At 33.9% G+C, this 12,227-nt stretch carries 11 protein-coding genes and 1 other RNA gene; 6 read left to right on the top strand and 6 right to left on the bottom strand.

Annotated features, from left to right (window positions below; translation table 11 throughout):
- The first annotated feature begins 41 nt into the window (after positions 1 to 41).
- The 3 genes from BUB95_RS10950 to BUB95_RS10940 all read left to right on the top strand — a co-directional run bounded on the left by BUB95_RS10950 (position 42) and on the right by BUB95_RS10940 (position 4,939).
- A complete protein-coding gene (locus tag BUB95_RS10950) occupies positions 42 to 1,538 on the top strand; it encodes a hypothetical protein (protein ID WP_143185596.1) in 1,497 nt (498 codons plus the stop codon).
- Positions 1,539 to 1,776: 238 nt separating this feature from the next.
- Complete coding sequence (locus BUB95_RS10945; RefSeq protein ID WP_073086390.1) at positions 1,777 to 2,241, top strand: nuclear transport factor 2 family protein; 465 nt, start codon at positions 1,777 to 1,779, stop codon at positions 2,239 to 2,241.
- A gap of 103 nt (positions 2,242 to 2,344) precedes the next feature.
- Positions 2,345 to 4,939, top strand: coding sequence for a zinc-dependent metalloprotease (locus BUB95_RS10940; RefSeq protein WP_073086388.1), 2,595 nt, complete (start codon positions 2,345 to 2,347; stop codon positions 4,937 to 4,939).
- Positions 4,940 to 5,085: 146 nt separating this feature from the next.
- Here the strand turns inward: BUB95_RS10940 and BUB95_RS10935 are convergent, their stop codons facing one another.
- Genes BUB95_RS10935 through BUB95_RS10915 form a run of 5 tightly spaced genes read right to left on the bottom strand, consistent with a single transcriptional unit; the run spans position 5,086 to position 9,679 of the window.
- A complete protein-coding gene (locus tag BUB95_RS10935; protein WP_073086386.1) occupies positions 5,086 to 5,634 on the bottom strand; it encodes a 1-acyl-sn-glycerol-3-phosphate acyltransferase in 549 nt (182 codons plus the stop codon).
- Between the two features lies 1 nt (position 5,635).
- Positions 5,636 to 6,718 carry an iron-containing alcohol dehydrogenase family protein gene (locus BUB95_RS10930; RefSeq protein ID WP_073086384.1) on the bottom strand — a complete coding sequence of 361 codons (1,083 nt, stop codon included), beginning with the start codon at positions 6,716 to 6,718 and terminating at the stop codon, positions 5,636 to 5,638.
- Between the two features lie 45 nt (positions 6,719 to 6,763).
- Positions 6,764 to 7,471: an HAD family hydrolase gene (locus tag BUB95_RS10925; protein WP_073086382.1), complete on the bottom strand. Its 708-nt coding sequence runs from the start codon at positions 7,469 to 7,471 to the stop codon at positions 6,764 to 6,766.
- Positions 7,472 to 8,200, bottom strand: a complete 729-nt coding sequence (kdsB, locus tag BUB95_RS10920; RefSeq protein WP_073086380.1) for a 3-deoxy-manno-octulosonate cytidylyltransferase — start codon at positions 8,198 to 8,200, stop codon at positions 7,472 to 7,474.
- Positions 8,201 to 8,248: 48 nt separating this feature from the next.
- On the bottom strand, positions 8,249 to 9,679 hold the full coding sequence (locus tag BUB95_RS10915) for an ATP-dependent DNA helicase (RefSeq protein WP_073086378.1): 1,431 nt from the start codon (positions 9,677 to 9,679) through the stop codon (positions 8,249 to 8,251).
- A 159-nt stretch (positions 9,680 to 9,838) separates the two neighbouring features.
- On the opposite strand from BUB95_RS10915, the gene BUB95_RS10910 reads away from it, so the two are divergent.
- Genes BUB95_RS10910 through BUB95_RS10900 form a run of 3 tightly spaced genes read left to right on the top strand, consistent with a single transcriptional unit; the run spans position 9,839 to position 11,860 of the window.
- Positions 9,839 to 10,567, top strand: coding sequence for a hypothetical protein (locus BUB95_RS10910; RefSeq protein WP_073086376.1), 729 nt, complete (start codon positions 9,839 to 9,841; stop codon positions 10,565 to 10,567).
- Between the two features lie 2 nt (positions 10,568 to 10,569).
- The gene (locus BUB95_RS10905) at positions 10,570 to 11,352 is read left to right on the top strand and encodes a DUF3822 family protein (RefSeq protein ID WP_073086374.1); all 783 of its coding nucleotides are present in this window, start codon (positions 10,570 to 10,572) and stop codon (positions 11,350 to 11,352) included.
- Positions 11,327 to 11,860, top strand: a complete 534-nt coding sequence (locus tag BUB95_RS10900) for an RsmD family RNA methyltransferase (protein ID WP_073086372.1) — start codon at positions 11,327 to 11,329, stop codon at positions 11,858 to 11,860. Before BUB95_RS10905 ends, BUB95_RS10900 begins: the two co-directional genes overlap by 26 nt.
- A 43-nt stretch (positions 11,861 to 11,903) precedes the next feature.
- Here BUB95_RS10900 and rnpB read toward each other — a convergent pair.
- Positions 11,904 to 12,226: RNase P RNA component class A (gene rnpB / locus BUB95_RS10895), an RNA gene on the bottom strand.
- Position 12,227 lies beyond the last annotated feature (1 nt).

Here is a 12,227-nt window from a genome sequence, read left to right as displayed (position 1 = left end):
CGTTTCCATTTCAATTTTAACCAAAACACTATAATCATTCAATGAGGAAACTATTTACATTGGCTATTACCCTTGTAATGGCCTTGTCTGCTTTTGCACAAACTGCGCAACTCGCTGTTAGCGAAAGTCCCGAATTTAAAGACAAAGAAAAAGCTGGCGGTGTCCTTGCTATTTATACGAATAAAGAAAGTATAACAGCGCTTATTAGAGAAAGTAAAAGACATATTCTCTTTGATGTATTCGATAGTTCACTAAACAAAACCCATTCATCTTTAATAGAGACCGATAAAAGGGAATTTTTTAAAGATTATGTAACGTATGGCGACGAGATAAAAGTATTTACGCTCTATTCCCCAAGCAAAAAAGAGCGCGTAATAAATTGCCACACCTTTAATGTTAAGACCAAAAAACATTCTAAAACGCAATTACTGAGCAAAACCATTACAAAGAGATTCCCTATTTTTTCTGGTGGTAGAAAACGTGAAACTAGTTTTGCCATTTCGCCAAACGGCCAATACATAGCTATGGCTACAGATGATATTAAAAAGAACTCCAATGCTTATAGCATCCATGTCTTCGACACTGACGATTTGAGTCTTGTATATTCAAAATCTTACAAGGACGAAGAAAATAAATATTTTGAATTTAATGATTTAGCTATTAACAATGATGCAATTACATACAGTCTTGGTAAACTTTATAAAACAAGCGATTATGATAAAGTAAACGGTAAAGCCAACTACGACTTTATTATCTATAAAATTATAGAAGACAATGTACAAGCTACGGACATAATCTTGAAAGGAGAGCAGTTTATACGCTCACTAAGTATCAGTCAAAACGATACTAATCTACAGCTTACTGGCTTTTATTCTGAAAGAAACTCATCAAGAATTAAAGGTGGTTGCACATTCACAGTGAATTCAGAAAGTTTGTCAATAGAAAAAAGTAATCATTTTGAATTACCAAAACAGGTATATTATGATTTATATTCTGAAAGCGCAGCGAAACGTAAAAAAACTAAAGGCAAAGAACTCTCTAACTTTTACACAGATTACATAATTGAAGACGAAGGCGGAAATACCTATTTAGTGGCCGAAGAGTTTTACATTACTACAAACTATGTTCCTAATGGCATGGGTGGAGGCTATATGCAAACTATACCTCATTATGACGATATTTTAATCATGAAAATAAATAAAGCTGGAAATCTCGATTGGGGACGAAGTATTTTCAAAAGGTCAGGAGCTCCTTCTTACAACGTATTTCTTAAAGACGACAAATTACATGTACTGCTAAACTCCGGAAAAAACTTAATAGAAAAAGAAGATGGTCGCACAAAAGTATCTAAAGGTTGGTTTGAATCTACATCGCTCTATGATATTGTTTTTGATAAATATGGCGATTCGTCTTATAACAAAGTACAGGATAATAAAGGCAATACCCATTATATTCCATATTTTGGTACTTTCAATAACGGTACATTTATTATGACTAGCGCTGGCAGAAAAAAGAAACAGTTTATGATTTTAAAGTAAACACAAGAAAATAAAATCAAAAAGGCTATCAAATTAATGATAGCCTTTTCTTCCTTTTTCAATTAATCCATTAAATTAAAAAAAGGGGAATTTTATGTGTTTAGCATACTTTACGAGTGAGCAAAGATAAATCAATATTACGTATTTACGTTACAAACCTCTTTTTGGATGTTTTGTCGTAAAAAAAATCAATTCATTTCTAATGTAATGCTGAATTTACTTTTTGTAGCTTTAGAAAATGGAAGAATTAGTTACAAAATTTTACACCGCTTTTGCCAATCATGATACAGAAACTATGGTAAGTTGTTACCATAAAGATGTAATTTTTGAAGACCCTGCTTTTGGTGTTTTAAAGGGTGAACGCGCTAAGGATATGTGGCGTATGCTCAGTGCCTCTCAAAAAGGAAAAGAATTTAAAATTTCATTTTCTAATGTAGAAAGTCATGAAAATAGGTGTTCTGCCAATTGGGAAGCTGTATATCATTTCAGCAAAACTGGGCGAAAAGTTCATAATAAAATTTCGGCCCAATTTGAGTTTAAAGATGGATTAATCATTAAACATACAGATACTTTTAATTTGCATAAATGGGCTTCACAGGCTATGGGATTTAAAGGATGGCTTATAGGTGGCACATCATTCTTTCAAAAAAAATTACAAAAACAGACTAACGCATTACTAGATAAGTTTGAAAAAAAGTACTAATCTTTTAACACTAGTTAACTCAAAGCAAAACTCATATTTTATATATTGTAGAACTATTCTTTCACGGAATACATCTATTTACCACTAAACCAAATTATTAATTATGAAAATGACATCAATCAAAGCCATAAAACTTATGACTATGGCTCTACTTTTGTGTGCGTTTATAATGCCACAAAATTCTTTTGCGCAACGCAAGAAAAAAAGAAAAAAGGATAAGACTGAAGCAGCTGCTCCTACGCCTGCTAAGAAAAAAGAAAAATCAATCAAAGACTTAACTAAGTCCAGTAAAAAGATTGATGGTCTTTTTACCATTTATCAAGATACAATCACTGGCACTATGCATATGATTGTAAAAGAAGACCAAATTGGCAAAGAATACATCTATTTTAGTCAAGTTTCTAATGGTAGTACAGATGCAGGTCTTTTCCGTGGTGCATATGGTGGCTCTAAAGTTTTTAAAGTGAATAAGAACTTTAATAAATTAGAGTTTGAAGGACAAAACACTTCGTTCTACTTTGATGAAAATAATGCCATATCACGTTCAAAAGATGCAAATGTTACAAACGGAAAAATGGCTTCTATTAAAGTAGAAGCACATGACGAGAAAACCGGAGAGTATCTTATAAAAGCCGATGATATTTTCCTAAAAGAGACTTTAAGACAATTAAAGCGTCCACGTTTCCCTGGTCAATCACCATTTGCTTTCTCACTAGGAAACCTTGATAAAAATAAAACTACAGTAAAAACTATAAATAATTATGAAGACAATACCAATTTAGAAGTTGAGTATGTGTATTCTAAACCTTCTGTTTTAAACGGTGGTTCTGCAGCTATCGCAGATGGAAGAAATGTTAGCGTACAAGTATTCCACAGTTTTATTGCTATGCCAGACAATGATTATGAAATACGTTTAGATGACCCACGCGTGGGATATTTTACGACACAAGTTGAAGACCAAACAGCAACAAACTCTACGCCGTTTAGAGATTTAGTCCACCGTTGGAATCTTAAAAAGAAAGACCCAAATGCTGCAATTTCTGAGCCCGTAAAGCCAATTACATGGTGGATGGAAAATTCTACACCTGTAGAATGGAGAGAAACTATAAAGCAAGGGGTTTTAGAGTGGAACAAAGCTTTTGAAAAAGCTGGTTTTAAAAACGCTATGGTGGTGAAAATGCAACCAGACGATGCAACTTGGGATGCTGGAGATATCAATTATAATGTATTACGCTGGACATCTTCTCCAAATCCTCCTTTTGGTGGTTATGGACCAAGTTTTGTAAATCCTAAAACGGGTGAAATTATGGGTGCAGATATTATGTTAGAGTACGTGCACTTTACAAATAGAGTAATGTATGATAAGCTTTTTGATTTATCTGCCAAGCCAAAAGCTTTTGACCCTTCAGAATTCTTAAGAGAGAATAAAGTATTCTGTTCAATGGGACATGTGATGCATGAAAACACCATGTTTGGTCAAGCGGTTTTAGAAGTTGCTGGAGCAGATGATTTAGAAATGGCACGTATGAAAAAAGAAGCCATGTTAGCTTTAATCATGCATGAAGTTGGTCATACTCTTGGACTTAACCACAATATGAAGGCGAGTCAGTTATTTTCGCCAGAACAATTAGCAGATGCAGATTTTATAGAGGGTAAATGCCTTACAGGTTCTGTAATGGATTATGCAGGTATTAACTTAACATTAGACAGAAGCAAGCAAGGTCAATATTACGACACCTCTGTAGGACCATATGATGTTTGGGCAATTCAGTTTGGGTATACACCTTTTAAAACTGGAGCCGAAAAAGAAGCGCTTTTAAGTCAATCTACAAAACCAGAACTAATTTTTGGAAATGATGCAGATGATATGCGTGCTCCAGGAAAAGCTATTGACCCACGTGTAATGATTGGTGATTTATCTAATGACCAAATTGGATATTCTATTGACAGATTTAAGCTAGTTGACCAAATGATGGGTAACATTAAGACTAAGTTTGCAAAGCGAGGAGAATCTTTCCAAGAAATGCGTCGTGCCTATTATATTCTTAGCGGGCAACGCGCTACAGCTGGTAATGTTATTTCAAGATTTATTGGTGGTGTTTATGTAGACCGCGCTATGGTAGGACAACCTGGAGCTACTAAGCCATACACGCCTGTAAGTTTAGAAGACCAAAAACGTGCAATGGACGCCCTTAAAACTTATGTTTTTGCACCAGATGCATTTGATGCACCTAACGATTTGTATAACTATTTAGCCATGCAGCGTAGAGGTTACAACTTCTTTGGAGGACCAGAAGACCCAAAAATTCACAATCAAGTATTAAACTATCAAAGAGGCGTTTTAATTCATATTCTACATCCTAATACATTACAACGTATTACTGACAGTGAGTTATATGGAAATAAGTATAAGTTATCTAGTTTTATGACGGACTTAAATAATGCTATTTTTAAAGCTGATATTTACGGAAATGTAAATTCTTTCAGACAGAATTTACAATTAGAATACACTAATATGCTTATAGATATGCTTACGGGTAAACAAAGTGGTAGGTTTACAAATAATGCAAAATCTATGGCGCTTTATAACCTAAAGAATATTAGAACCATGGCAGCACCTACGGGTGATGTTTCATCAAAAGCACATAAGCAACATTTAAGAACACTTATAGATAATGCTTTGAAAGAAGTAAAATAAAGTTCTCAAATTATATACTGAAAAAAGGCTATCAAAATTACTTGATAGCCTTTTTTAATGGTAATGTTTCTTTCTAGTGACACTTTTAAGTTTATTTTATGTTTCATTACATTTACAATAAATCAAACCTTGTGCCAAACTAGATCTTAGGAATAGTCAGGCACCTTACCAACAACACCTTCATAAAACGCATGCATAAATGCAAAATCTGCTTCTTTATCATCTGTTGGATAAAAAGGCTCAGATACTTTATTTTGCTTATTCTTAAAATCTAGAGTAAACATTATTATAGGCACTTTTGCCGCTTTAGCGATATAGTAGAATCCTGTTTTCCATTCGTCAACTTTTTTACGAGTACCTTCAGGAGCAAGCGTGAGTCTAAATTCTTCTTCACCTTCAAATAACTTTGCAATGGCCTCTACCTTATTCTGACCCGAGGTACGGTCAACTGGTCTACCGCCAATGGCTCTAAAGTAATATTTTAAAGGCCAAACAAATAATTCTTTCTTGCCGATAAAATTAGTCTTTACGCCTGTAACTTTTCTCAGGTACAAACCTATAAAAAAGTCATGCCAGCTTGTATGTGGTGCCGCAATGATGACAGCTTTCTTTACTTTGTCTTGTGAGAAATTGGTATTGCCTACAACTTTCCAGCCGAGCAACTTAAAATAGATAAACTTTGCAAGAGCTTTCATACTACATTTTTAAGTACAGCTCTTTGAGTTTTTGAGGTGTGATAATGTCTTTCCAGTTTTTACCAATAGCATTCTCCCAAAGCGGCTCTAAACTCAAGGCTACATTAATCATAATGTCTAATTCTTCTTCTTCAAGGTTGGCACATATTCCTTTTGGTAAAACAATATTATGCTTGGCCTTCATTTCTTTGAAAAGCTTCACACCATCTGGATAGAATTCTTCTAGATGGTCAAAAACAATACAATTGCCAATACCATGTTTTATTCCTAAAAGATACCCCAAACCATAACTCATGGCGTGAGCCACACCAACTTGAGAATAAGCAATACTCATACCGCCATGCCAAGAGGCCATCATGAGTTTATCTTGAGCTTCCTCTTCAGAAAGATTATCACCTAAAAAAACTTCTTTACAAATTTCGAAAGCTTTCTCGCCATAAGATTGACTGAAAGAATTTAAATAGCTCCCATTTAGAGACTCTATACAATGTACATAGCAATCCATACCTGTGTAAAACCATTGGTCTTTAGGCACATCTTTGGTTAATTCTGGGTCTAATATAACTTGATCAAAAGGTGTATAATCACTATTAATACCCAATTTGCGGTCTGGTCCTGTTAGAATAGTTGTACGAGAGACTTCTGCTCCTGTACCAGAAATTGTCGGAATACCAACATGATAGATTGCCGGATTTTTTACTAAATCCCAACCCTGATAATCTTTAGCTTCGCCTTCATTAGTTAGCATTATGGATACGGCTTTTGCAATATCTAATACAATTCCACCACCGATACCGATGATACCAGATGGACGCTCACTAAACTCTAAAATAATATCTTCTACAAGCTGGTCTATTTGAGACGTTTTAGGCTCTTCCTTTGTTGGTACATAGATTATTTTATCCTTGTAAGACAATGAAATTCTTGAAGTCAACCAAGGGTTTCCTTTAAAAACATCATCTACATAGTAAATAAAAGGAGCTTCACGTCCTTGGCGTTTTGGAGTAATAATTTCATCTAATTGATTGAAACTACCACGCCCAAACATGACACGCGAAACCATTGGAAAATTCTTAAAACTCATTGACTTAATTTCTCTAACAAAAATATAAATACTTATACGTTCTACCTATTGATTTAAATAATTTAAAACCTCATTAATCGAATCTACAGTTAAATAATCTGCATTATCAGCTACCGATTGCGATACGGTCTCATGTTGCCATGTGGTATGAAAGGGAACATGAATTGCCTTGGCTCCTATTTCTACTAAAGGCAAAATATCAGATTTTAAAGAGTTTCCCACCATTAAAAATTCTGATGGATTAATATCTAAATGCGCTAATAATTTTGAATAATTTGCACTCTCTTTTTCACTCAACACTTCGATATGATGGAAATAATGTAATAATCCTGACTTCTCCAGCTTTCGTTCTTGGTCTAACAAATCGCCTTTAGTGGCTACAATTAACCGATATTTTCTTGAAAGTGACTTTAAGGTCTCTTCAACGCCGTCCAATAACTCTACGGGCTTATTAATCATGTCTTTACCTATATCTAAGATTTTCTCTATAGTTTTACTAGATACGGTATGGTTAGATAATTCTAAAGCCATCTCTACCATAGAAAGTACAAATCCTTTAACACCGTAACCGTAAACAGGAAGGTTTTTCATTTCCATTTTAAAGAGCTCTTGGTCTATTTTATTTGGTGTTTCAAACTGAGACAACAATAGAGCAAACTCTTGTTCTGCATCTCTAAAATACGTTTCATTAACCCAAAGCGTATCGTCTGCATCAAAACCTATGACTTTTATGTTATTGTAATCAGCCTTCAATTACTTCCAAAGTTTTTTAGCACGTTCTAAATCTTCAGGTGTATCTATTTCAACACCTTGAATATCTGTTTCTACCATTTTAATTCGCTTTCCGTATTCCAGATACCGTATGCATTCTATCTTTTCTGTAGCTTCCAAAAATTGCATTGGCAATACTGTAAAGTCTAATAAAGCTTCCTTTCTAAAAGCATATATACCTTTATGCTTAAAATATCGTGAAGCCACACTCTTATCGCGTGGATAAGGAATTGGGCTTCTAGAAAAATAGAGTGCAAAGTTGTTTTGGTCTACAATAACTTTAACCGTATTAGGGTTTTCAATCTCATCCCAATCCGTAATTTCTACCATCAGTGATGCTAAGTCAATAGCTTTGTCTTTATCATGCTTAAAGACACTCAATACTTTTTCTAAACTCGCGCGTTCTGTAAATGGCTCATCGCCTTGAACATTTACTATAATATCACAATCTACGTTCGTTACAGCTTCAGCAATTCTATCACTACCAGACTCGTGCTCCTTTATACTCATAATCGCCTTGCCACCATTGGATGTAATTTCGTCAAAAATTATTGTGCTATCTGTAACCACATAGACTTCAGAAAATAAGCCTGTAGCTACTGTAGCCTCGTAGGTTCTAGTAATTACCGTTTTACCAGCTAAATCTTGCATAAGTTTAGCAGGGAAACGTGAGGCCGCATAGCGTGCGGGAATCATGGCAATAACCTTCATTTATGGATTGTTTTATATATCAAAAATAACAGTTTGAAATGATATATACTATTCAACAAAAGAATCGTCTTTAAAACCAATAAGATATAATTTTTCTTTTGCTCTAGTCACTGCAGTATATAACCATCTTATATAATCTCTATCTGGTCCGCTAGGTAAATAAGGTTGTTCTACAAAAATAGTATTCCATTGACCTCCTTGAGATTTATGACAGGTTATTGCATAAGAAAACTTAACCTGTAAAGCATTGAAGAATTTATTATTCTTAACACCTAAGAAACGTTTGTAATTAGAAGCTTCGTTTGCATAGTCCTTAGCTACTTCTTGATAAAGCTTGTTTGATTCGTCATAAGTTAAAGAAGCACTTTCTGAAGAAATCGTGTCTAAAAGTAAAACTGTTTCAAACGGGCGCATTTTTGGATAATCTACCATTTTAACTTTCACTTCAGCAAACTTAAACCCGTAAAGCTCTTTGATACTGAAGATTTCTAGCACTTCAATAATATCGCCATTGGCAATAAAACCTGCTTCTGTTGTAGGCTTTATCCAGAAATAATTATTCTTTACCACCATGAGATAATCTCCTGCAGAGAGTTCACTGTCATTGAATAATATTCGATTTCTAATCTGTTGATTATATAGGTTTGCACGTTTGTTACTTCTTACTATTATTGCAGTTTCTTCATAACCGTTATTGTTATAAGCATCATTAATAGCATCCATTATCTCGTGGCCATCAATCAATCTCACGATATCTTTATAAGGTGACACGTTAAATTTAAAACTATCGTAAAACGAAGTTTCTAAAACGGCTCTAAGCTCGGTAGCATTCTCTAAAATTCCAGAATCTTGCTCTTGACGAACCACTTCATCCAACTCTACGGACTGGACAGATTTATTATAGTTAAGGTCTAATTTTGAAGCATCCAATGCCGGACTTAACTCAGACTTAACAGGTGGTAATTGCGCAGTATCACCTATTAAAAGCAATTTACATTTATGTCCTGAATATACATATTGAATTAAATCGTCTAAAAGCGAACCATTTTCGAATAATTTAGAGTCAGCAGGAATATCTGGTATCATTGAGGCTTCGTCAACAATAAAAATGGTATTTCTGTGCTTGTTGGGTTGCATCACAAACTTTACACCACCGCCTTTTTCTTTTTTAGGGAAATAAATTTTCTTATGTATGGTAAACGCCTCTTTTTTTGAGTAATTAGATATTACTTTAGCTGCTCTACCCGTAGGAGCTAATAAAACAGCACTAACTTTGGCTTGCCATAAGTTTGAAACTATGGTGCCAATAATACTCGTCTTACCTGTACCTGCAAAACCTTTTAAAAGATATAAGGCATTAGGTTTAGTATCAAAAATAAACTCCGATAACTGTAATAAAACAACATCTTGTTTTTCAGTGGGTTGAAAAGGAAATTTAGACTTTATTAGTCTATAAAAATCTGACGCGTTTTCTAGCATTAATCATTATAAAATTCTAGAGCAAGATACCATTATATATTTATATAGGCACTCAATGTTTACTGTGCAAAATTCATTTTTTTATATTTTTATTTATTATGTTTTTACGAACAAAAAAAAATTGTAGATTTGCGAAAGACCTAATAAAATAAACTAACTATGTTAAAAGTAATTATTGCAATTGTTGCTATTATTCTCCTAACTATACTTATCGTTTGGTTAATAGACAAATTTGTTCCTAAAAAATTAAAACCAGTGCTTAACTTAGTCCTTTGGGGATTAATCATTTACCTTGGTTATATTACTTTTAATTCGGTTTATGACGAGTTAAGATTCAAAGAAATTAAGGACGACCGTTATCAGGTTGTTGTAGATCGTCTTATTGATATTCAAAAAGCACAAATCGCTTACAAGGATGTTAATGGAGAGTATACAGATAAGTACGAGAATTTAATTCGTTTTATTGATACAGCTAAGGTACCAATTACACAAAGACGTGATAGTACTGTGAGAGATGAAGAAAAGAGTCGTCAGTTTGGTATTGATATGATGAAAACAATTACACTCGTAGATACCTTAGATTACTATTCTGTGAAAGATTCTCTTTTCAAAAATGTAGAATATCAAAAAATAATGAATGTTGGTGTTGGTGAGCCAGGTGCTAAGTTTGAATTAAAAGCAGGTAAGATAGACGATATTCCTGTTTTTGAAGCAAGTGTTGACAAAGCTGTTGTTTTACATGACCAAAACAAAAACTTAGTGGCTAACGAAAAACAAGTAGTTTCTGTTGATGGTGTAAACGGACCAAAGATTGCTGTAGGTTCTATGAACGAAATTAGTACATCTGGTAACTGGCCAAAAAACTTTGCAAAATCTAAAAAAGAATAGATTTGACTCAAAATAAAATTAAAGATTTGTCCATTCAAGTTAATTTGAATGGACTTTCTTTTTGTATACTTAATCGAACGGATAACAGTATTGAGTATATAAACGCTATCTCTTTTGATCAAAAACTAACGCCTTTTGAAACCCTTAAACGTCTTAAGGCAGAATTAGCCTCTAATACTGTGTTTTCTAGTGAGTTTAACTCTATAAATGTCATTCACTACAACGAATTAGCCACGCTTGTACCTAAAGCCTTGTATGATGAAGCTAATAATGCAGAATATTTAAAATTTAACTCAAAAATTTTAAAAACAGATTTTATCGCCTCAGATGAACTATCATCTTATGATATCGTGAGTGTTTATGTACCCTATGTTAACATCAATAACTATATTTTTGAAACCTTTGGTGCTTTCTCTTACACACATGCATCAACCGTGTTCTTAAATGCTGCTGATAAAATAATTACAGATACTCATAATTCAACACTAATTGTAAATATTCAGGATACTACAATGCAAGTTTTGGTAAAAGGTAAATCCTTAGAATTCTATAATTACTTTGAATTTACTACACCCGAAGATTTTATCTATTACCTCCTATTTACTTGTGAGCAGAAACAATTAGACCCTGAAAACTTAGCACTGAAGCTTTGTGGAACGGTAAACAAAGAAGATGCACTTTATACCATTGCTTATAAATATATTAGACATGTTGATATTGTTGAGGACTCACAACATTTTTTAATTAAAAATAGTTTTGATGCGAATCATATCGGGACAATATAAAGGACGCAAAATTATGGCGCCAAAACAGCTTCCTGTTAGACCAACTACAGATATGGCTAAAGAAGCACTTTTCAACATCTTGAATAATAGCTATTATTTTGATGACATTTCTGTTTTAGACCTATTTTCAGGAACAGGAAATATAAGTTACGAATTTGCTTCAAGAGGCACAGAAGAAATCCTAGCTGTTGATGCAAATTTTGGTTGTATAAAATTTATCAATCAAACCGCTGAAAGCTTCGAGATGCCAATTAAAACCATAAAAAGTGATGTGTTTAAATTTCTAGAAAACTCAAAGCAAAAACACACATTAATCTTTGCAGATCCACCTTATGATTTTGATGTTGATGCCTTCTCTAAAATACCAGAATTAGTCTTTAAAAATGAACTCTTAGAAGATGAAGGCCTTCTCATAATAGAGCATTCAAAACATACCGATTTAAGTCATTTACAAAACTACAGCCACTCTAAGAGCTACGGTGGCAATATGTTTAGTTTCTTTGATTAGCCAAGAAATAAACAAAGCCTTCTACCAAAGTAAAAGGCTTGTTTATAAAAGCAAATCTATAAGCCGAATTCTGTCCTATGACGACGTTACCGTGTCACGGCCTTATCATTTATCTGCGTTTACTGTTACCAGTAAACTTTAGCTGCCTACCCTCCAACAATCGGACGTGCAGCCCTCAAGCGTTGGTATACATGGCATTGCACCTTATAGAGTTTACCTGATTTCACTACAGCATGACCTGTACATTCTTTCTGTTGCACTTTTCCTCACCTCACGGTGGATGGCTGTTAACCACTATAATTGCACTACGGTGTTCGGACTTTCCTCAGAGACTTTAATTGCCACTGCGATAAGGCGATTTACTTCA

The organism is Winogradskyella jejuensis, assembly GCF_900129745.1.
Taxonomy (GTDB): Bacteria; Bacteroidota; Bacteroidia; order Flavobacteriales; family Flavobacteriaceae; genus Winogradskyella; species Winogradskyella jejuensis.
Note: the sequence above shows the minus strand (reverse complement) of the source record. Positions and strands in the feature narration are given on the sequence as shown.

Coding starts and splice junctions, on each gene's coding strand:
- BUB95_RS10950 (WP_143185596.1), top strand. CDS start 42: ATGAGGAAACTATTTACATTGGCTATTACCCTTGTAATGGCCTTGTCT.
- BUB95_RS10945 (WP_073086390.1), top strand. CDS start 1,777: ATGGAAGAATTAGTTACAAAATTTTACACCGCTTTTGCCAATCATGAT.
- BUB95_RS10940 (WP_073086388.1), top strand. CDS start 2,345: ATGAAAATGACATCAATCAAAGCCATAAAACTTATGACTATGGCTCTA.
- BUB95_RS10935 (WP_073086386.1), bottom strand. CDS start 5,634: ATGAAAGCTCTTGCAAAGTTTATCTATTTTAAGTTGCTCGGCTGGAAA.
- BUB95_RS10930 (WP_073086384.1), bottom strand. CDS start 6,718: ATGAGTTTTAAGAATTTTCCAATGGTTTCGCGTGTCATGTTTGGGCGT.
- kdsB (WP_073086380.1), bottom strand. CDS start 8,200: ATGAAGGTTATTGCCATGATTCCCGCACGCTATGCGGCCTCACGTTTC.
- BUB95_RS10915 (WP_073086378.1), bottom strand. CDS start 9,679: ATGCTAGAAAACGCGTCAGATTTTTATAGACTAATAAAGTCTAAATTT.
- BUB95_RS10910 (WP_073086376.1), top strand. CDS start 9,839: ATGTTAAAAGTAATTATTGCAATTGTTGCTATTATTCTCCTAACTATA.
- BUB95_RS10900 (WP_073086372.1), top strand. CDS start 11,327: ATGCGAATCATATCGGGACAATATAAAGGACGCAAAATTATGGCGCCA.